This window comes from Novosphingobium arvoryzae (assembly GCF_014652615.1).
Lineage (GTDB): Bacteria > Pseudomonadota > Alphaproteobacteria > Sphingomonadales > Sphingomonadaceae > Novosphingobium > Novosphingobium arvoryzae.
In genome coordinates, this window is sequence record NZ_BMZD01000001.1 from 203,508 (window position 1) to 222,982 (window position 19,475).

Annotated in this window: 17 protein-coding genes; 5 read left to right on the forward strand and 12 right to left on the reverse strand. The window is 67.4% G+C overall.

Annotated elements, in window-relative coordinates:
* Positions 1-4 precede the first annotated feature (4 nt).
* From IE113_RS01045 to IE113_RS01075, 7 genes are all read right to left on the reverse strand, one after another.
* A complete protein-coding gene (locus IE113_RS01045; protein WP_189538570.1) occupies positions 5-964 on the reverse strand; it encodes a sodium-dependent bicarbonate transport family permease in 960 nt (319 codons plus the stop codon).
* Between the two features lie 86 nt (positions 965-1,050).
* On the reverse strand, positions 1,051-2,847 hold the full coding sequence (gene recQ, locus IE113_RS01050; RefSeq protein WP_189538571.1) for a DNA helicase RecQ: 1,797 nt from the start codon (positions 2,845-2,847) through the stop codon (positions 1,051-1,053).
* A 38-nt stretch (positions 2,848-2,885) separates the two neighbouring features.
* On the reverse strand, positions 2,886-4,067 hold the full coding sequence (locus IE113_RS01055; RefSeq protein WP_189538572.1) for a serine hydrolase domain-containing protein: 1,182 nt from the start codon (positions 4,065-4,067) through the stop codon (positions 2,886-2,888).
* 45 nt (positions 4,068-4,112) lie between these two features.
* Positions 4,113-6,749 carry a methionine synthase gene (gene metH / locus IE113_RS01060; RefSeq protein WP_189538573.1) on the reverse strand — a complete coding sequence of 879 codons (2,637 nt, stop codon included), beginning with the start codon at positions 6,747-6,749 and terminating at the stop codon, positions 4,113-4,115.
* Between the two features lie 4 nt (positions 6,750-6,753).
* Positions 6,754-7,800 (reverse strand): homocysteine S-methyltransferase family protein, encoded by a 1,047-nt coding sequence (locus tag IE113_RS01065; RefSeq protein WP_189538574.1) that lies wholly within the window; start codon positions 7,798-7,800, stop codon positions 6,754-6,756.
* The gene (gene metF, locus IE113_RS01070; protein WP_189538575.1) at positions 7,797-8,711 is read right to left on the reverse strand and encodes a methylenetetrahydrofolate reductase [NAD(P)H]; all 915 of its coding nucleotides are present in this window, start codon (positions 8,709-8,711) and stop codon (positions 7,797-7,799) included. The genes IE113_RS01065 and metF overlap by 4 nt, the downstream gene beginning before the upstream one ends.
* A complete protein-coding gene (locus IE113_RS01075) occupies positions 8,708-9,706 on the reverse strand; it encodes an ArsR/SmtB family transcription factor (RefSeq protein WP_189538576.1) in 999 nt (332 codons plus the stop codon). Before IE113_RS01075 ends, metF begins: the two co-directional genes overlap by 4 nt.
* 165 nt (positions 9,707-9,871) lie before the next feature.
* On the opposite strand from IE113_RS01075, the gene IE113_RS01080 reads away from it, so the two are divergent.
* Positions 9,872-10,102, forward strand: coding sequence for a hypothetical protein (locus tag IE113_RS01080; RefSeq protein ID WP_189538577.1), 231 nt, complete (start codon positions 9,872-9,874; stop codon positions 10,100-10,102).
* A 91-nt stretch (positions 10,103-10,193) separates the two neighbouring features.
* Complete coding sequence (locus tag IE113_RS01085; protein WP_189538578.1) at positions 10,194-10,397, forward strand: hypothetical protein; 204 nt, start codon at positions 10,194-10,196, stop codon at positions 10,395-10,397.
* Here IE113_RS01085 and arfB read toward each other — a convergent pair whose 3' ends face one another.
* The 4 genes from arfB to pabB are packed head-to-tail and all read right to left on the reverse strand — an operon-like array spanning position 10,398 to position 14,490.
* Positions 10,398-10,823 carry an alternative ribosome rescue aminoacyl-tRNA hydrolase ArfB gene (gene arfB / locus IE113_RS01090; protein WP_189538579.1) on the reverse strand — a complete coding sequence of 142 codons (426 nt, stop codon included), beginning with the start codon at positions 10,821-10,823 and terminating at the stop codon, positions 10,398-10,400.
* Positions 10,824-10,842: 19 nt separating this feature from the next.
* Positions 10,843-11,538 carry an RluA family pseudouridine synthase gene (locus IE113_RS01095; RefSeq protein WP_189538580.1) on the reverse strand — a complete coding sequence of 232 codons (696 nt, stop codon included), beginning with the start codon at positions 11,536-11,538 and terminating at the stop codon, positions 10,843-10,845.
* A gap of 1 nt (position 11,539) precedes the next feature.
* A complete protein-coding gene (locus tag IE113_RS01100; RefSeq protein ID WP_229822035.1) occupies positions 11,540-12,703 on the reverse strand; it encodes a pyridoxal phosphate-dependent aminotransferase in 1,164 nt (387 codons plus the stop codon).
* On the reverse strand, positions 12,700-14,490 hold the full coding sequence (gene pabB / locus IE113_RS01105; RefSeq protein ID WP_189538581.1) for an aminodeoxychorismate synthase component I: 1,791 nt from the start codon (positions 14,488-14,490) through the stop codon (positions 12,700-12,702). Before pabB ends, IE113_RS01100 begins: the two co-directional genes overlap by 4 nt.
* Positions 14,491-14,593: 103 nt before the next feature.
* Here pabB and IE113_RS01110 point away from each other — a divergent pair, with 103 nt between their 5' ends.
* From IE113_RS01110 to IE113_RS01120, 3 genes are all read left to right on the forward strand, one after another.
* Positions 14,594-16,168 carry a helicase HerA-like domain-containing protein gene (locus IE113_RS01110; RefSeq protein WP_189538582.1) on the forward strand — a complete coding sequence of 525 codons (1,575 nt, stop codon included), beginning with the start codon at positions 14,594-14,596 and terminating at the stop codon, positions 16,166-16,168.
* Positions 16,169-16,273: 105 nt separating this feature from the next.
* Positions 16,274-18,196, forward strand: coding sequence for a 1-deoxy-D-xylulose-5-phosphate synthase (dxs, locus tag IE113_RS01115; RefSeq protein ID WP_189538583.1), 1,923 nt, complete (start codon positions 16,274-16,276; stop codon positions 18,194-18,196).
* A gap of 1 nt (position 18,197) precedes the next feature.
* Entirely contained in the window at positions 18,198-18,764 is a 567-nt protein-coding gene (locus IE113_RS01120; RefSeq protein ID WP_189538584.1) for a hypothetical protein, read from the forward strand.
* 22 nt (positions 18,765-18,786) lie between these two features.
* Here IE113_RS01120 and IE113_RS01125 read toward each other — a convergent pair whose 3' ends face one another.
* A complete protein-coding gene (locus IE113_RS01125; RefSeq protein ID WP_189538585.1) occupies positions 18,787-19,473 on the reverse strand; it encodes an NnrU family protein in 687 nt (228 codons plus the stop codon).
* Between the last annotated feature and the right edge of the window lie 2 nt (positions 19,474-19,475).

Below are 19,475 nucleotides of genomic sequence, written 5' to 3' on the forward strand. Positions count from 1 at the left end.
GGTCCTATCCAAGCACGAGCGGCGCCAGCTGGGTTACCAGCGGGATGCCGACCAGGATGTTGAAGGGAAAGCTGACCGCCAGCGACATCGACAGATAGATGCCGGGATCGGCGTCCGGCATCGCCAGCCGGACCGCCGCGGGAACCGCGATGTAGGATGCGCTCGCCGCCAGCATGGCCAGCGCTGCGCCGGTGCCCGCATCCAGCCCCAGCAGCATCGCCAAAGTCAGGCCGATCGTGCCGTTGATCAGCGGCAGGGCAATGCCCAGCGCGGCCATCCGCCAGTTCAACGCGCGGCTTTCGCGCAGGCGCCGCATCGCGACCAGCCCCATGTCGAGCAGGAACAGGCAGAGCAATCCGGTAAAGCCGGTGGTGAAGACCGGGGCAATCGGCTTGTAGCGGTCCGGCCCCAGCACCAGCCCGATGGCGAAAGCGCCCAGCAGCAGTACGACCGATCCGTTCAGGAATACCTCGCGCACCAGCTTGCCGCGCTGTCCCGGCGCCACCATCCCGCTGCCGCGCGCCAGCAGCAGCCCGGTAACGATGGCCGGGGTTTCCATCAGCGCCATCACCGCGACCATGTAGCCGGCCGGGGCGATGCCCACGCGGGTCAGGGCATCGGCGGTGGTGACGAACGTGACGATCGAGACCGAGCCATAGTGCGCCGCCACGGCCCCGGCATTGAGCCGGTCCAGCCCGGCCAGCGCCCGCAGCAGCGCGAAGGCAATCAGCGGCAGGCCAAAGCTGAGCGCGATTCCGACGGCCGAGACTTGCACCAGTTGCGGCGAGAACCCGGCCTGCGCGACCTGGATGCCACCCTTCAGGCCGATCGCGGCCATCAGGTAGAGCGACAGGCTCTTGGCCAATGGCTCTGGCACGGACAGGTCCGATCGTGCCGCGGCGGCCAGTGCGCCAAGGATGAAGAACAGGATGACAGGGGAAAGCAGGGTCTCGAATGCGGGCATTGGGGGCTCCGTGGTTCGAGATCGCCCCCTGACGACATTCAGCCCATCTGGTCAAGCGAATTGTTGCTAGCGATTTGCAACAGCATCTAATGCTGGCGGATCACGCTCAGGAATGCATCGCCATAGGCTTCCAGTTTGCGCGCGCCAACACCGCCGATTTCACCCAGCGCGGCAAGGGAGGCGGGGCGGATTTCCGCCATTTCGCGCAAGGTGGCATCGTGGAAGATGACATAGGGCGGCACGCCCGCGTCCTGAGCCAGATCGCGGCGTAGCGCGCGCAGCGCGTCGAACAGCGGATCGCCAACCGGGTTCGCGGCCCCGGCAGACCCGCGCCGCGCGCTGCCGCCGCGCCGGTCCTTGCGGGCGCGCTCCTGCTTCGGTGCGATTGCCAGCATGACCGGCACTTCGCCTTTCAGGATCACGCGGGCATCGTCACCCAGCGCCAGACCGCCATGCTCGGTCGGCAGCAGGCTGCCACGTGCCTGCAGCGCCCGGACCAGCGGCTGCAGCAGCGGCGCCTCGTCCGCGCTGACGATCCCGAACACGCTCAGTTGGTCATGCCCGCGCTGCACCACGCGGTCGTCGTGCTGGCCCAGCAGCACTTTCTGGATATGGCCAAAGCCATAACTCTGCCCGGTGCGATAGACGGCGGACAGGACCTTGCGCGCCAGTTCGGTCACATCGCGGATGCCCGGTGCGTCCAGGCAGTTGTCGCAATTGCCGCAGGTCTCGGGCGGATGTTCGCCAAAGTGGCGCAGCAGCACGGCACGGCGGCAGCTGCCGGTTTCGACCAGCGCGGCCAGCGCGTCCAGCCGGGCGCGCTCGCCCACGCGGCGGGTTTCGTCCACTTCCTCCAGCCGCATCCGCGCGCGGGCGAAATCGTCCGCACCCCAAAGCATGACCGCCACCGAAGGATCGCCATCGCGCCCCGCGCGTCCGGTTTCCTGATAGTAGCCCTCGATCGATTTGGGGATGCCGGCGTGGGCAACGAACCGCACGTCGGGCTTGTCGATCCCCATGCCGAAGGCGACCGTCGCGACCATCACCATCTCTTCGGATGCCACGAACGCCGCCTGGTTGGCCGCGCGCACTTCGGGCGGCAGCCCTGCATGATAGGGCAGCACCGGACGGCCCGTGGCGGCGGAGAGCTTGTCGGCCAGCTCCTCCACCTTCTTGCGGGTCGGGGCATAGACGATGCCGGGGCCGGGCTGTTCGGCCATCAGCGTGGTCAGCTGGCGCACCGGGTTGTCGCGGTGGCGGATGGCGTAGCGGATGTTGGGCCGGTCAAACCCGGCAACGATCAGGCCGTCAGCAGGAATCCCCAGCTGGGCCAGCACATCGGCGCGGGTCTGGGCATCGGCGGTGGCGGTCAGCGCCAGGCGCGGGACGTCCGGAAACGCGTCCATCAACGGCCGCAGCGCACGGTAGTCCGGGCGGAAATCGTGGCCCCATTCGGACACGCAGTGCGCTTCGTCGATGGCGAACAGGCAGACGGGAGCCTTGCTCAGCAACTCGCGGAAATGGCCCTGGCTGGCGCGTTCGGGCGCGACGTAGAGCAAGTCCAGCTCGCCCGCGCGGAACCGGTCGATGGTCTGCTCGCGGTCGGCATCGACGCTGGTCAGCGTGGCGGCGCGGATTCCGTTGGCCAGCGCCGAGCGCAACTGGTCGTGCATCAGCGCGATCAGCGGGGAAATGACAACGCACGTCCCCGGCAGCATCACGGCGGGCAGCTGATAGGTCAGCGATTTGCCCGCGCCGGTCGGCATCACTGCCAGCGTCGATTGCCCGTCCAGCACACGGCTGACCACCTGATCCTGCACACCCCGAAAGGCGGAAAAGCCGAAGGTGGCGTGCAGCTGGTCAAGAACGTGGGTTTCCGTCACGCCGTCCGCCTAGCGCCCGGTGCGGCAAAGCGCAAAGGTCAGTGCCGCGATCTCTCCACAATCGCTTCCTCGCGCAAGGTGAAGGCGCTGCGCCCGCGCGGTTCGTCATCGGGAACTTGTGTGGTGAAGAACGCCAGGCCCTTGCCAGTCACCGGATCGATCCACAGGCCAGAGCGCAGGCCATAAGCCTCGCCCGCGTGGCCGATCCGTGGCGTTCGATCGCCGAACAGGCCGTCACGGCATGCGCTGCCGCCCCCGCCGATGCGGTGCAGGCCCAGTCCATAGCCACAGAAAAAGCCGGTGCTTTCGCCATACTCGCCGATCCCGCCACGGCCCGTGGCGGCGCTCCACTGCGGCGCGGTCAGTGCGGCGAAGCTGGCGGGGGCGAGGAACCCGCGCCCGCCGCGCGCCAGCATCTGGCCGATCCGGGCGAGATCGCGCATCGAAATCCGCAGCCCCCCTTGCGGGCTGAACAGCGCGCCGTTCCAGCCGGGAACATAACGGGCCAAATCGCAAGGCTGGCCATCCTGCACCACGACCGGGCAGGGCGGGCGCTGGCCGTTCAGATCATCGCGCGCCACTTCACCAGTGGCACGATACAGCACGGCGGCGCGGCTGACGGCCTGCGCGGAGCAGCCATCCCCCCAGTTGAAACAGGCATCCAGCCCCAGCGGGCGCAGCACCAGCCGCTGCATCAGCCGGTCGAACCGCTCCCCGCTTACCCGCTCCATGACGCTGGCAGCCACTGGGAAGTTGATGTTGGCATAGGCAAACCAGCCACTGCCGGGCGGATGCGCGGCATCCCACATGCGCGGATCGGCCAGCCGTTCGCGCAAGGTAACGCCCAGCGGGATGATGTAGAGTTCACCCCCGTCGCTCAGGCTGGCCTGATGCGACAGCAACAGCTGCAGCGTGATCGGCGCATCGGGAAAGTGGGGATTGCGCAGGCGCCAGCCGAGGTAATCCGAAACATCGCGATCCAGGTCGAGCTGCCCGGCATCGACCATCCTGAGCACGCCGAGCGCGGTCACCAGCTTGGATACGCTGGCGATCCGCACCGGATCATCGGCGCTGACCTTGCGGCCAGTGGCCTTGTCGGCCAGCCCTTCCGCCAGCACGGTGTGCTGCGATGACCGGTCGAACGCGACGGCAACCGACGCGGGCGGGGCGGCGCTGAGCGGGGCGGCGATCAGGGCAAGCAGGAGGACAAGGCGGCGCATGGCCGGACCTTAGCCAGCCACCGCCGCCAGTGTCGAGCGCCGCGCTCAATCCAGATTGGGCCTTACCCAGCGCTCCGTTTCGGCCAGCGGCATGCCCCGCCGTGCGGCATAGTCTTCCAGCTGGTCGCGGCCGATCCGCGCCACGCCGAAATACTGGCTTTCGGGGTGGGCGAAGTAAAAGCCCGACACCGCCGCCGTCGGCAGCATCGCTTGGCTTTCGGTCAGCACGATCCCGGCGTTTTCGCCCGCGTTCAGCAGATCGAACAGGATCGGCTTCAGGCTGTGGTCCGGGCAGGCGGGATAGCCGGGGGCGGGGCGAATGCCGCGATACTGCTCGCGGATCAGCGCCTCGTTGGTCAGCTGCTCGCCGGGGGCATAGGCCCACAACGTGGTCCGCACGTGCTGGTGCAGACGCTCGGCAAAGGCTTCGGCAAAGCGGTCGGCCAGCGCTTTCAGCAGGATGTCGTTGTAATCGTCATGGTTTGCGCGGAAGCGTTCCAGATGCGGTTCGATCCCGTGGATGCCCACCGCGAAGCCGCCGATCCAGTCCCCGTCCGGGTCGACGAAATCGGCCAGACAGAAGTTCGCGCGGGTCTTGCTCTTGCGGATCTGCTGGCGCAGGAACGGCAGGCGCACGTGGCGTTCCTCCTCTGCCAGATAGAGCTCCACATCGTCGCCATCGCGCGCGCAGGGCCAGAAGCCGACGACGCCGCGCGCGGTCAGCCACTTTTCACTGACGATCCGCTCCAGCATCGCCCGCGCATCCTTGTAGAGCGCCTGCGCGCTTTCACCGACGATCTCGTCCGACAGGATCGCGGGGAACGTGCCGGCCAGTTCCCACGCGCGGAAGAACGGAGTCCAGTCGAAGCATTCGACCAGATCGGCGAGATCCCAGTCCGGGAATACGTGGATGCCGGGCTGTTCGGGCGGGGGGGCCTTTTCCGACAGGTCCGGCTTGAAGCTGTTGGCGCGCGCGTCCTCAAGGCTGAGCAGGATCGAGGCGTCCTTGCCGGAGCGAACATCGCGGACATGGCGATAGTCTTCCGCCGTTGCCTTCACGAACGGATCGCGCTGGGTATCGGACAGCAGCTGGCTGGCCACGCCCACCGCGCGGCTGGCATCCAGCACGTGGATCACCGGGCCGTCATAGGCGGGATCGATCTTCAGCGCGGTGTGGACCTTGCTGGTGGTCGCCCCGCCGATCAGCAGCGGAATGGTGAATCCGGCGCGCTGCATTTCCTCCGCCACGGTGACCATTTCATCGAGGCTGGGGGTGATCAGGCCGGACAGACCGATGATGTCGGCGTCTTCTTGTTTCGCGGTTTCCAGAATGGTCGACCACGGCACCATCACGCCCAGGTCGATCACCTCATAGCCGTTGCATTGCAGCACGACGCCGACGATGTTCTTGCCGATGTCGTGGACGTCGCCCTTCACGGTCGCCATCACGATCCGGCCCTTGGCCTTGGCCCCGGCTTCCTTCTCCGCCTCGATGTAGGGGATCAGGTGGGCGACCGCCTTTTTCATGACGCGGGCGGATTTCACCACTTGCGGCAGGAACATCTTGCCCGCGCCGAACAGGTCGCCAACGGTGTTCATCCCGGCCATCAGCGGGCCTTCGATCACTTCGATCGGGCGCGCGTGAAGCAGGCGGGCTTCCTCGGTATCCTCGACGATATGGGCGTCGATGCCCTTGACCAGCGCGTGTTCCAGCCGCCGCACGACGTCCCAGCCGCGCCACTCCTCCGCGGCCTTTTCGGCAACCTTGTCCTGGCCCTTGTAGCTTTCGGCGAGGTCGATCAACCGCTCGGTGGCGGTCCGCTCGCCCCCGGCGGCGGGCGCCCGGCACAGGATCACATCCTCGCAGGCTTCGCGCAGGACGGGGTCGATCTGATCATAGATGTCAAGCTGCCCGGCATTGACGATGGCCATGTCCATGCCCGCCGGAATGGCGTGATAGAGGAACACGGAGTGCATCGCCCGGCGCACCGTCTCGTTCCCGCGGAAGCTGAACGACAGGTTCGACAGCCCGCCCGAAATGTGCACATGCGGGCAGCGCGCCTTGATTTCGCGCGTGGCCTCGATGAAGTCGAGCGCGTAGCGATCATGCTCCTCGATCCCGGTCGCCACGGCGAACACGTTGGGATCGAAAATGATGTCTTCGGGCGGAAAGCCGATGCCCGTCAGCAGGTTGTAGGCGCGTTCGCAGATTTCGACCTTGCGGTCCTTGGTGTCGGCCTGGCCTTTCTCGTCGAACGCCATGACGACCACCGCCGCGCCATATTCCATGCACAGGCGGGCCTGCTGCAGAAAGGCTTCCTCGCCTTCCTTCATCGAGATCGAATTGACGATCGGCTTGCCCGATACGCACTTCAGGCCGGCCTCGATCACGTCCCACTTCGAACTGTCGATCATCACCGGCACGCGGGCGATATCGGGTTCGGCGGCGATCAGTTTCAGGAACGTGGTCATGGCGTGGACGGCGTCGAGCAGCCCTTCATCCATGTTCACGTCGATGATCTGCGCCCCGTTTTCCACCTGCTGGCGCGCGACTTCGACCGCCTTGGCGTAGTCCCCCGCCAGGATCAGCTTCTTGAACGCGGCAGAGCCGGTGACGTTGGTGCGTTCGCCAACATTGACGAACGACGATCCGGTCGGGCGGTCAGTTGATTGGACGGTCATTGGATCAGGCAGCCATGATAAAAGGTTCAAGCCCGGCCAGCCGGGTCACGCGCTCCGGCGTGGGCAGCGCGCGCGGGGGGAGGGCGGCGGCGGCCTTTGCAATCGCCGCGATATGCGCGGGGGTGGAGCCACAGCAGCCGCCCAGCACGTTGACTTGCCCGGCCTCGGCCCACTCGCGCACCAGCGCGGCGGTGGTGCCGGGCAGCTCGTCATACTGGCCCAGCTCATTGGGCAGGCCCGCATTGGGATAGACCATGATCAGCGTATCGGCGATCTGCGACAGTGCCCGCACGTGCGGGCGCAGCTGGGTCGCCCCGAACGAGCAGTTCAGCCCCACGGTCACCGGTTTCGCGTGGCGCACCGCGTACCAGAACGCCTCGACCGTATGGCCCGACAGGTTGCGGCCCGACAGGTCGGTCAGTGTCATCGACAGCATCAGCGGCACTTCGCGGGCCAGCTCGCGCTCCAGCTGCTTGACCGCCATGATCGCGGCCTTGCAGTTCAGTGTGTCAAACACGGTTTCGACCAGGATGAAATCCGCTCCGCCTTCAACCAGCGCGGCGGCCTGTTCGTGATAGACTTCAACTAGGTGATCCCAGTCGATCTCGCGAAAGCCGGGATCGTTGACGTCGGGGGACAGCGAGAGCGTCTTGTTGGTCGGCCCGATCGCGCCCGCCACAAAGCGCGGACGGCCATCCTGCGCGGTGAATTCATCCGCGACGCGGCGGGCCATCCGGGCTGACTCGACATTGATTTCGCGCACCAGATGTTCGGCGGCATAGTCCGCCTGGCTGATCCGGTTGGCGGAGAACGTGTTGGTTTCGGCGATGTCCGCTCCGGCCGCGAAATAGGCGCGGTGGATCGATTCGGGCACTTCGGGCTTGGTCAGCGCCAGAATGTCGTTGTTGCCCTTCTGGTCCTTGGCCAGCCCCAGCGACCCGGCATAGTCCGCCTCGGTCAGCTTCCAGTTCTGGATTTCGGTGCCGAACGCGCCGTCGGTAATCAGGATGCGCCGGGCCGCCTGGGCCAGCAGGGATTCGCGCGGGGTCATGCGGCATGGTCCTTGGGTCGCAGGCCGAGCAGGTGGCAGATCGCATAAGTCTGGTCGGCGCGGTTGAGAGTGTAGAAGTGGAAATCGCGCACCCCGCCCTGGTAAAGGCGGCGGCACAGGTCAGCGGCGACGGCAGCGGCAATATGCGCGCGCGGCCCCGGCAGGGCATCGAGGCCGTCGAACAGGTTGACCATCCAGCCCGGAATTTCGGTGTTCCCGCTCATCCGGCGGATCGCGGCGAAATTGGTGACCGGCATGATCCCCGGCAGGATCGGTGCGGTGATCCCGGCGGCAAGCACCTTGTCGATGAACCGGAAATAGGCGTCGGTTGAATAGAAGAACTGGGTGATCGCCCGGTCCGCCCCGGCATCCAGCTTGCGCTTGAGGTTGTCGAGATCAGCCTGTGCGCTGAGCGCTTCGGGATGGACTTCGGGATAGGCCGCAACGGAGATTTCGAAGGGATGGCGCGCCTTCAGGCCGGCCACCAGTTCGGCGGCGCTGGCGTAGCCATCGGGATGGGGCACGAACTTGCCGCCGGTTTCGGGCGGCGGATCGCCGCGCAGGGCGACCACGTGGCGCACGCCCGCTTCCCAATAGCGGTCGGCGACTTCGGCAATCTCGTCCTTGCTGGCGGCGACGCAGGTCAGGTGCGCGGCGGGGGGTAGCCGGGTTTCATTCGCAATCCGGGCCACCGTGGCGTGGGTGCGCTCGCGCGTGGAACCGCCCGCGCCATAGGTGACCGAGACGAAGCTGGGGTCCAGCGGCGCGAGTTCGACCACCGCATCCCACAGCTGCTGCTCCATCTTTTCCGTCTTGGGCGGAAAGAATTCGAACGAAACGCGGAAGTCGCCGGGGATGGTGACGAACAGCGGACGGTCTTCAACCCCGCGCAGGGTGATGGCGGGGCTCATGGACGGGATTCCTGTGTGGCAGGGGGTTTCGGGGAGGAAACGGGGGCGGCAGACCGCGCGGCGGTCCAGATCTTCACGGTCAGCGGCTTGCCCGGCAGCGCGACCGGCGGCGCGGCGGCGAACCCGGCGTTGGACAGCAGCGCCAGCATCTGTTCGTCCGAAAAGCCCAGGCGGGCATGGGCATGCTGGGTGCGCAAGTCTTCGCGATCATGCGCGGCAAAGTCGACCACGGCGATCCGCCCGCCCGCGCGGGTGACGCGCGCGGCCTCGGCCAGCACTTGTTCGGGCGCCTGGGCATAGTGCAGCACCTGGTGGAACAGCAGCGTGTCGAAACTGCCGGCATCGAACGGCAGCGCGGTGAAATCACCTTGCACCAGCTCGACCTGATCGGCGGGCAGGTGCTGCAACCGGGCGCGGGCGATGCGCAGCATTTCCGGGCTCTTGTCGAGCGCGGTGACGTGGCTGGCGCGCGGGGCGAACAGCTCGGCCATGCGGCCCGTGCCGGTGCCGACGTCGAGCAGTGCGCCAAGGCCGGCGTTGCCCAGCGCCTCGGCCAGCGCCGCCTCCACCGGGCCATCCGGCGTGTGCAGCACCCGCAGCGTATCCCATTCGGCGGCGTGGCGGGCGAAGTAGGTTTCGGCACTTTCCTCACGCGCGGCGCGAATCGCGGCAAGGTGGCGACGGTCTTCGCCGCAGCGGGCGGCAAAGGCGGCGTCATCGCGCTCGGCCACAGCCAGCAGCCTGGCGGCGGCGGCACCCAGCGGCGGCGCGCGGTTTTCACCGATGGCGCTGCGCAGGAACACCCAGCTGCCTTCCTTGCGGCGTTCAGCCAGACCGGCATCGCACAGGATGCGGACATGACGGGATACGCGCGGCTGACTTTGCCCCAGCACCTGGGCCAGTTCGCCCACCGCCAGTTCCATGTGCGCCAGCAGCCGCATGATCCGCAGCCGGGTGGGGTCCGCCAGCGCGCGCAAGGTCGGGTCGATCTTCATGGCGGCGGCATATAAAGATATCTTTATATGAATACAACCCGCGTCAGGGCGCGCTGTTTGCCGGGGCGTGAAAGGCGGTTGGCAGCCCCCGCCCGCTCGGCTAGAAATGATCGCAAGACGGCGGATTTCCGCCCCTTCGGACCGCAAACAGGTAAGGTTAAACCTATGAAGAAATTCACGATTGCCGCTTTCTCCGCCGTCGCGGCGCTGGCCCTTTCGGCTTGCGGCAGCTCTGACAGCGCTTCGGAAGAAGCCCAGGCGGACAACGTCGAAATGCCGGCCGAAGAAGCGATGGGCGATGTCGAGGCGACCCCGGTGGCTGATGCCTCCGCCGCGGCCGATGCGGGTGCGGCGATGGAGCCGGTAGCGGCTCCGGCGGAAGCGCCCAAGCCGTAAGCTTTCAAACTAACGCACGGAGCGGGCGGCCTTCCCGGTGGGGAAGTGCCGCCCGCTTTCGTTTCAGGGGCACGGCTGGTATGATGCCGCGATGCGCGCCGTTCCGATCCTGATCGCCCTGCTTTGCCTGACCGCTTGCGGCAAGCAGGACAACGCCCCCGGCCCCGGCGGTGTCAGCGTGGGCGAAGCGAAGGCGCTGGATGAAGCAGCGGAAATGCTGGAAGGGCAGCGTCTGCCCGTCACTCCGCCGCCAACGCAGGCCGCGCCCGCACCAACGCCCGCGCCAACGCGCTGATCAGTCGAATTTAACCCGCCCGCGCCCGGCCTTCACGGCGGCGCGCTTGGCCTTGCCTTCCACCCGGCGCTGCTGCGAGGCCTTGGTCGGCTTGGTCGGGCGGCGTTTCTTGGGGACGATGGTGGCTTCGCGGATCAGCGCCAGCAGCCGGTCGCGCACGTCCTGCCGGTTGACCAGCTGCGACCGCGCGCCGTCGCTGCGCAGCACCAGCACCCCGTCGCGAGTCAGCCGCGAACCGGCCAGTTCGGCCAGCCGCAGCTTGACCGCTTCGGGGAGGTTGGGGGAGTTCGCGACATCAAAGCGCAGCATCACCGCGCTGTCGGTGGTGTTGACGTGCTGCCCGCCCGGCCCGGACGCGCGGGCATAGCTTTCGACCAGCTCGTCGCTGTCGATGGCGATGTGGCGGGTGACGGGGATCAGCACCATGGCCCCAGCCTAGCCGATTTCAGGCTTCGGCTGAACCGTCCTCGTGCCCGGCGGGTGCCACGTCGCTAAAGCCCAGCGCGGCGAAATCGGCGGGCAGGGGCGCGGCGGCGCGGATCGGGTCCTTGCCTTCGCGGTGCAGGACCAGCCCGGCGGCGTGGAGCATTGTGCGCTTGGCCCCCGGTACGGTCCCGGCGCCATAAATGGGATCGCCCAGCAGCGGCAGGCCCAGACCCGATGCCGCATGGACGCGGATCTGGTGGGTGCGGCCGGTTTCGGGGCGGAATTCCACCAGCGTCAGGCCATTGTGCACCGCCAGCTTGCGCCAGTGGGTGACGGCGGGCTTGCCCGCCCTGGCCGGGATCATCCGCCAGCCATCGGCGGCAGAGCTGATCTTCTTGAGCGCGAGTTCGATCGTGCCTTCGTCGCCTTCGACTACCCCGGCGACCACGCCAAGGTAGCGCTTTTCGACCTGCTTTTCCTCGAACGCGGCGGAAAACCGCTTCAGCGCCTTGGGATTGCGGGCCAGCAGCAGGCAGCCGGAGGTGTCGCGGTCCAGCCGGTGGACCGGCGCGGGGGAACGCTGGAAGCCCAGCCGGAGCTGCTCCACGTGATCCTCGATGCACGGCCCCCCGGCGCGCGGGCGGTCAAGCGGCAAGCCGCCGGGTTTGTCGATGACCAGGGCTTCGCCGTCTTCGAACAGGATGGTAAATTGCATGTCAGGTAAGGGCCTTGGCTATGCGCCGCAGCGCTTCTTCAAGCCGCGCGTCGTCCGCGGCAAAACTGATCCGGAAGCCCGCGCTGCCGCCAAAGGCAGACGCGGCGACCACGGCCACGCCGTGTTCCAGCAAGTGCAGGCACAGCGCCTCGTCATCGCCAAAGCGGGCCATCAGCGGTCCGGCATCGACCATGCAATAGAATGCACCGTCAGGCACCGGGGTGTACAGGCCTGGAATGGCGTTGAGCGCCGCAACGCACAGATCGCGCCGCGCGCGGAACTTTTCGCGCCAGTCGAGCAGAAAGTCCTGCGGGCCTTCGAACGCGGCCACCGCGGCGGCCTGGCTGATCGAGGCCGGATTGCCCGACGAATGGGATTGCAGCCGCGCCATCGCGGAAATCAGCCAGAGCGGCCCCGCGGACACGCCGATGCGAAAGCCGGTCATCGCGTGGCTCTTGGATACGCCCGAAACGGTCAGCACGCGCTCGGCCAGGTCCGGGCATTCCACCGCCAGCGTGGCGTGGGTGCCGGGGGTGTAGCGCAGCGGGGCATAGATATCGTCGCTCATCACCAGCACTTGCGGGTGGCGGCGCAGCACTTCGCCGATGCCGCGCAGTTCCTCGGCCGGATACGTCGCGCCGGTGGGATTGCCGGGGCTGTTGAGCAGCAGCCAGCGGGTCTTGGGCGTGATCGCGGCCTCCAGCTGCGCGGCCGTGATGCGGAACCCCCCGGCGGCGTCGGTCGGCATGGCAACCACGTCCGCCCCGGCGAAGCGCACGATTTCCGGATAACTGACCCACCACGGTGCGGGGATCAGCACTTCATCGCCCGCATTCAGCGTGGCAAGCAGCGCGTGAAAGATCGCCTGCTTGCCCCCAGCGCTGACGATCACCTGCGAAGGGGGAACGGTGATCCCCAGATCGCGCTGGAAATGCAGCGCGGCGGCTTCGCGCAGGCGCTGGGTGCCGGGAACGGCGGTGTATTTGGTGTCGCCCGCATCCAGCGCGGCCTTGGCGGCGGCGATGACGTGCGGGGGCGTGGCAAAGTCCGGCTCGCCCACCGATAGCGAGATGATGTCATGGCCAGCTGCGCGCAGTTCCATCGCGCGGTCGGTCATCGCGGTGGTGCGCGATGCGGCGACGCGGGCCAAAGCTTCGGAAATCATGGCAGCAACACCGCCGGCATTAGCCCGCGCAGGGCGTTGCCGATCAGAAATCCGTCAGCCAGATCGTCCAAAGTCAATTCCGCCTCCTCGGCCCGGCCCGCTTCGATCAGCGAGCGGCGCAGCACCCCCGGCAGCAGGCCCAGCCCGGCGGGCGGGGTCAGCAGCTTGCCGTCGCGCTCGACGAACAGGTTGGTAAAGCAGCCTTCGGTCAGCAGGCCATCATCGCGCAGGAACAGCGCCTCTTGCGCGCCCGCTGCGTGGGCGGCTTTCAGGCCGGTGTCGTAAAAGCCGCGGTCGCTGCTCTTGTGGCGCAGTCGCCAGTCGCCCGCGTCGATCGGCAGGCGCATCACCGCGCATTGGGCGGGGCCGGCGAAGGGCGGGGGCAGTTCGCCCAGCTCCAGCGTGTAGGCCCCGCTGCGCGCGGTCACGAGCCGGACCTTCGCGGGCGCATCGGCCTCGAAGCACAGCGCCTGAATCGCATTACGGACGGCATGGCGATCAAACGCAAAGCCCAGTTCCGCTGCGCTCGCCTTGATCCGTTCCAGGTGCAGTTCCAGCAGCGGGATGCCGTCTTCTGGGGTGAAGCGCATCGTCTCGATCAGATCGCATCCGGCGGCGTAGAGACGCACGAAACCCCCTTTGACCAGGCACTCGCGCCATTCGGGCAGTGCCTCACTATCCGCGACGATGGCCGAGCCGACCCCCAGCACCGCCTTGCCGCGCCCGTTTTCGCCCGGCGTCAGCCGCAAGGTGCGGATTGCCACATTGAACGCGGCATCGCCAGCGGCATCGATCCGGCCAATGGCGCCGCAATACGGCCCGCGCGCATCGCGTTCCACCACATTGATCAGTTCCATCGCCCGAATCTTGGGCGCGCCGGTGATCGAACCGCACGGGAACAGCGCACGCAGCAGGTCTGCCGCGCCGCGCCCCGGCTGCAACCGCGCCCGCACGGTGGTGACCATCTGGTGGACCGTGGGATAGCTTTCGACCGCAAAGGGCCGGTCCACCTTGACGCTGCCCGCCTCGGCCACGCGAGACAGGTCGTTTCGCATCAGGTCGACGATCATCAGGTTCTCGGCCCGGTCCTTGACCGAGGAGGAGAGCTCCTGCGCCAGCCGCGCGTCTTCCGCGCCGTCGCGGCCGCGCGGGCGCGTGCCCTTCATCGGTTTGACCAGCGCCGCCCCGTCGCGCGTGGCAAAGAACAGCTCTGGCGAGAGGCTGAGCAGCCAGTGCGTGCCATCGAACACGATCCCGCCATAACCCGCGCCCGCAGCGGGCCGGATCGCGGCATAGAGCGCCAGCGGATCGCCCCGGAAGGACCCCGCGAGCGGAAAGGTCAGGTTGGCCTGATAAATGTCCCCCGCCGCAATCGCGTCCTGCATCGCGCCGAACATCCGGGCATAGGCGCCGGGCGAGACTTGCGGCTCGACCGGGCCGATCTGGGCAATCCCCGGCTCGGCATGGGCGGCCAGCCAGTCCGGCACGGCATCGGCCGCGATGGCCTCGAAGCCGTCGAACGCGCCGAACCACACCAGCGGCCCCGCCGCGCCGACCCGCGCTGCGGCGAGCGGGGCCAGGCGCGGCTCCAGCGCGAGGCCCGCCTCATAGGCCATGTATCCGGCCAGTTCGAAGCCTTCCGCGCGCAGTTCCTCGATCCGCGCCAGCGCCGGGGCGACGTCTTCCACGCGCCGCGCGACAACGATCTCGCGCGGGGCGCGATAGAGCCTGGCGTCGCTGGCGCCGCTGGGGCGGGCGTCGTCTAACAGGATGAACGGTTCAGCCATTTGAGGGCGCTTCTAGCGAGGGATTGCCCGCCATGCAAAAAGCCACTCGCACAAGTGCATGGCGGCGCTTATTCCCTGCAATCAGAGTCGCTTGGAGTTGCACATGACAGATATCTACCTCGGCCTTGTCGCCAACGGAGAGCGCCAGCACCTGCTGCTGAGCCGGGCGAACCGCCACGGGCTGATCGCGGGGGCCACCGGCACGGGTAAGACCGTGACCTTGCAGGGCATCGCCGAACAGTTCTCGGCCGCCGGGGTGCCGGTGTTCCTGGCCGACGTGAAGGGCGATCTGGCCGGGATCACGATGGCTGGCAGCAAGGACTTCAAGCACGCCGACAAGCTGGAGGCGCGCGCCGCCGAACTGGGCATCACCGATTATGCCTATCGCGATAATCCGGCGGTGTTCTGGGATCTCTACGGCAAGCAGGGCCACCCGATCCGCACCACGATCTCCGAAATGGGGCCACTGCTGCTGGCGCGGCTGCTGGGTCTGAACGAGACGCAAGAAGGCGTGCTGACCATCGCCTTCAAGTGGGCGGACGACAACGGGCTGCTGTTGCTCGATCTGGAAGATCTGCAACAGGTGCTGATCGCCTGCGCCGAACGGGCGAGCGAGCTGGCCGCGCAATATGGCAACATCTCCAAGGCCAGCGTCGGCACGATCCAGCGCCAGCTGCTGGCCTTCGAAAGCCAGGGCGCGGCGAATTTCTTTGGCGAACCGGCGTTCGAGATCAACGATTTCATCCGCTGCGACGACACCGGCAAGGGCGTGATCAACGTGCTCGCCGCCGACACGCTGATGCAAAGCCCCAAGCTTTACGCCACTTTCCTGCTGTGGCTCCTGTCCGAGCTGTTCGAGGCGCTGCCCGAAGTCGGCGATGTGGAGAAGCCCAAGCTGGTGTTCTTCTTTGACGAGGCCCACCTGCTGTTCGACGATGCCCCCAAGGCGCTGTTCGACAAGGTGGAGCAGGTGGTGCGCCTGATCCGGTCGAAGGGCGTGGGCGTGTTCTTCGTCACCCAGAACCCGATCGACATTCCCGAAAAGATCGCGGGCCAGCTGGGCAACCGCGTTCAGCACGCGCTGCGCGCCTTCACCCCGCGCGACCAGAAGGCGATCCGCGCCGCGGCGGAAACGTTCCGGATCAACCCCGACATCGATGTGGAGCAGGTGATTACCGAGCTGCGCGTTGGCGAGGCGCTGGTCTCCACGCTGGACGAGGACGGCGCGCCGGGCATTGTCCAGCGCACGCTGATTGCCCCGCCGCGTTCGCGGCTTGGCCCGGTCACGCCCAAGGAGCGTGCGATCATCCAGTCGATCAGTCCGTTCGACGGCAAGTATGACCAGGCGGTGGACCGTGAATCCGCCGCCGAAGTGCTGGCGCAAAAGGCCAGCGATGCCGCCGCCGCCGCGCAAGTGGTGGAAGAGCAGGGCGAGGAAACCCAGCGCGCCCAGCCGCGCCAGTCGCCCAGCCTGTGGGAAAAGGCCGGCAAGGCCGCGTTTGGCGCTGCAGCCGCCAGCGCGGGCACGATGGTTGCCCGCAAGATCAGCGGCAAGAAAAGCAGCGGTTCCCCGCTCGCCTCGGCTGCCAGTGCGGCGGCTGGAAGTATCGGCACCGCGCTGGGCGGCCAGTTGCTGGGCCGCTTCGCGCGCGGACTGCTGGGCGGACTGCTGCGCTGACGCCTTGAGGCAGGTGATGGCGCGCCGGGACTTGCGCATGGTCCCGGCGCCCACCACCTTTTGTATCAATCGACACCATAGATACTTGTGTGTAAGGCGCTTTGGATGAGTCCAAACCCGGCAACGCCGCTGCTCGACACCGTCGACACCCCGCATGACCTGCGCAAGCTTGCGCCCGCCCAGCTGCGCCAGCTGGCGGATGAACTGCGCGCCGAAATGATCGCCGCCGTCGGGCAGACCGGTGGGCACCTCGGTTCGGGGCTGGGGGTCGTGGAGCTGACCGTGGCGCTCCATTACGTGTTCAACACCCCTGACGACCGGCTGGTGTGGGACGTTGGCCATCAGGCCTATCCGCACAAGATCATCACCGGGCGGCGTGACCGGATCCGCACCTTGCGGCAGGGCGGTGGCCTGTCCGGCTTCACCAAGCGCAGCGAGAGCGAATACGACCCGTTCGGCACGGCGCATTCCTCCACCTCGATTTCCGCCGCGCTGGGCTTTGCCATTGCCAACAAGCTGGCGGGTACGCCGGGCAAGGGCATCGCCGTGATCGGCGACGGCGCGATGAGCGCGGGCATGGCCTACGAGGCGATGAACAACGCCGAAGCGGCCGGCAACCGCCTGATCGTGATCCTGAACGACAACGACATGTCGATTGCGCCCCCGGTGGGCGGTCTGTCGGCCTATCTGGCCCGCCTGGTGTCGTCACGGCCGTTTCTGGAACTGCGCGAACTGGCCCGCCGCCTGTCGCGCAAGCTGCCCGAACCGCTGCACCGCGCCGCCAAGAAGACCGACGAATTCGCGCGCGGCATGGCGATGGGCGGCACCCTGTTCGAGGAACTGGGCTTTTACTACGTCGGCCCGATTGACGGCCACAACCTGGACCAGCTGATCCCGGTGCTGGAAAACGTCCGCGATGCGGCGGAAGGGCCGTGCCTGATCCATGTCGTGACGCAAAAGGGCAAGGGCTATGTCCCGGCCGAACAGGCGGCGGACAAGTATCACGGCGTCCAGAAGTTCGATGTGGTGACCGGCCAGCAGGTCAAGGCCGCCGCCACCGCGCCCGCCTATCAGAACGTCTTCGGGGAAACGCTGGCCAAGCTGGCGGACACCGATCCCACGATCTGCGCGATCACCGCCGCGATGCCGTCGGGCACCGGGGTGGACAAGTTCGCCAAGGCGCACCCGGACCGCAGCTTTGACGTTGGCATTGCCGAACAGCACGCCGTCACCTTTGCCGCTGGCCTGGCCGCGCAGGGGATGCGGCCGTTCTGCGCGATCTACTCCACTTTCCTGCAACGCGCGTTCGACCAGGTCGTTCATGACGTCGCGATCCAGAACCTGCCGGTGCGCTTCGCGATTGACCGGGCCGGGCTGGTCGGCGCCGACGGCGCGACCCATGCGGGCAGCTTTGACATCACGTACCTTGCCACCCTGCCCAATCTGGTGGTGATGGCCGCGGCGGACGAGGCGGAACTGGTCCACATGACTTATACCGCGGCTTGCCATGACAGCGGCCCGATCGCCTTCCGCTATCCGCGCGGCAATGGCGTGGGCGTGCCCCTGCCAGAAGTCCCGCAGCAGCTGGAAATCGGCAAGGGCCGGATCGTGCGCGAAGGCACCAAGGTGGCGCTGCTCTCGCTCGGCACGCGCCTTGCCGAAGCGTTGAAGGCGGCTGACGCGCTGGAGGCCAAGGGGCTGTCGACCACGGTGGCCGACTTGCGCTTTGCCAAGCCGCTCGACACCGACCTGATCCGCCGCCTGATGACCACGCACGATGTGGTGGTGACGGTGGAGGAAGGCTCCATCGGCGGGCTGGGCGCGCACGTGCTGACCATGGCCAGCGACGAAGGGCTGACCGACGCGGGCCTGAAAATCCGCACCCTGCGCCTGCCCGATGTGTTCCAGGACCACGATTCGCCCGACAAGCAATACGACGCGGCGGGCCTCAACGCCCCGCAGATCGTCGAATGCGTGCTGAAGGCGCTGCGCCACAACTCGGCGGGGGTTGAGGAAGCGCGGGCCTGACATGGCGGATAGCGCGGCCACTCCGTTCGAGGCGCGCTATTCGATCCCCAAGCTGCTGGGCTGGACGCTGCTGGCCGCGCCGCTGGCCACATTTTCCGCTGTCATGCTGACGCAGGGACTGGCGGATGGCGGCTTCCTGATCGCGATCCTTGGCGCGCTGGGCCTGCTGTTCTTCGGCGGCGGGATGGCCGCGTTCCTGCGCAGCATGTTCGACCGCCGGGTGCAATTGCGGATCGACGGCAACGGGCTGCTCCTGCGCGCCCACTCGGCCAGGGTCATTCCGCTCCGTTCGATCAAGCGGGTCGGAACCGACCAGGGCCTGATCTGGCTGCTGCTTTACAAGCCGTCCAGGTTTCCGATTGAAGGCAGGTGGCGCCGCCTGATCTACCGGATCAACGGCACTGCCGCGAAAGGGTTCTTCGGCGATGCCTGGATCTGGACGGCGCATCTGAATTGTTCGAAGCAACAGGTGTTCAGCGCGATCAACGCGCACATCGTGCCGACCGCCTTTGAGCGCGATCTGGCCGCGCGGATTGCGGCGGCGGACGCGGCCCAGCCAGACGGCTAAGCCAGCGCGGCCTGCCCCCCGATTACCCGATCCAGCGCCACAGCCCCGCCGGGACATAGGCCAGCCACACGTGCGCCCAGCTGCCCAGCAGCCACAGCACAATCCCGCCGATCCACGGCAGCGCTCCCGCCTTGGCCAGCCCGCCCAGGCGCGGCCAGAAGCTCGTGCGGGCTTCCCAGCCTTGCCAGGCGGCGCCCATCGCGGCTTCCTTCTTGCGGTCCTGCATGTGCGATCCCACCAGCGCGAGCACGGCCATCGCCAGCGCCAGCACGATCACGCGCGGGGTGGGGGAAACAAGCACGTGCGCCACGCTCCACAGCGCGAAGGCCCACATCATCGGGTGGCGGGTCACGTGGAACACGCCGTGCGGGGCTTTCTCGGCCAGTGCCGCCGCGCGCGGATCGGGGAGTGCCGGGTTGCCGAAGAACGATCCGGTGAGCAGCACGCTGCTGAGCAGCATCAGTGCCGTCGCAAGGCCCCAGATCGCATGGCCGGTGCCGTCCCACAGCGGTGCGGTGTCGGGCGGGACGGCGCGAAAGGCCATCGCCATCCATGCGAACGTACCCAGCGCGACCAGCGAATAGACCGCCTGAAAGCCCTTGTCCCCCACGGTCCGCACCACGGTGCCGCGCAAGGGGTGGGACAAGGCAAAGTGGGTTCCGACGAAAGCGACCGCTGCGGCGATCAGGTTGGCAAGCGCTTCATTCATGT

Excerpts from the sequence above, each read along its gene's own strand:
- IE113_RS01045 (WP_189538570.1), bottom strand. The coding sequence starts at position 964 with ATGCCCGCATTCGAGACCCTGCTTTCCCCTGTCATCCTGTTCTTCATC.
- IE113_RS01055 (WP_189538572.1), bottom strand. The coding sequence starts at position 4,067 with ATGCGCCGCCTTGTCCTCCTGCTTGCCCTGATCGCCGCCCCGCTCAGC.
- metH (WP_189538573.1), bottom strand. The coding sequence starts at position 6,749 with ATGACCGTCCAATCAACTGACCGCCCGACCGGATCGTCGTTCGTCAAT.
- IE113_RS01065 (WP_189538574.1), bottom strand. The coding sequence starts at position 7,800 with ATGACCCCGCGCGAATCCCTGCTGGCCCAGGCGGCCCGGCGCATCCTG.
- metF (WP_189538575.1), bottom strand. The coding sequence starts at position 8,711 with ATGAGCCCCGCCATCACCCTGCGCGGGGTTGAAGACCGTCCGCTGTTC.
- IE113_RS01075 (WP_189538576.1), bottom strand. The coding sequence starts at position 9,706 with ATGAAGATCGACCCGACCTTGCGCGCGCTGGCGGACCCCACCCGGCTG.
- IE113_RS01080 (WP_189538577.1), top strand. The coding sequence starts at position 9,872 with ATGAAGAAATTCACGATTGCCGCTTTCTCCGCCGTCGCGGCGCTGGCC.
- IE113_RS01085 (WP_189538578.1), top strand. The coding sequence starts at position 10,194 with ATGCGCGCCGTTCCGATCCTGATCGCCCTGCTTTGCCTGACCGCTTGC.
- arfB (WP_189538579.1), bottom strand. The coding sequence starts at position 10,823 with ATGGTGCTGATCCCCGTCACCCGCCACATCGCCATCGACAGCGACGAG.
- IE113_RS01095 (WP_189538580.1), bottom strand. The coding sequence starts at position 11,538 with ATGCAATTTACCATCCTGTTCGAAGACGGCGAAGCCCTGGTCATCGAC.
- IE113_RS01100 (WP_229822035.1), bottom strand. The coding sequence starts at position 12,703 with ATGATTTCCGAAGCTTTGGCCCGCGTCGCCGCATCGCGCACCACCGCG.
- pabB (WP_189538581.1), bottom strand. The coding sequence starts at position 14,490 with ATGGCTGAACCGTTCATCCTGTTAGACGACGCCCGCCCCAGCGGCGCC.
- IE113_RS01110 (WP_189538582.1), top strand. The coding sequence starts at position 14,594 with ATGACAGATATCTACCTCGGCCTTGTCGCCAACGGAGAGCGCCAGCAC.
- dxs (WP_189538583.1), top strand. The coding sequence starts at position 16,274 with ATGAGTCCAAACCCGGCAACGCCGCTGCTCGACACCGTCGACACCCCG.
- IE113_RS01120 (WP_189538584.1), top strand. The coding sequence starts at position 18,198 with ATGGCGGATAGCGCGGCCACTCCGTTCGAGGCGCGCTATTCGATCCCC.
- IE113_RS01125 (WP_189538585.1), bottom strand. The coding sequence starts at position 19,473 with ATGAATGAAGCGCTTGCCAACCTGATCGCCGCAGCGGTCGCTTTCGTC.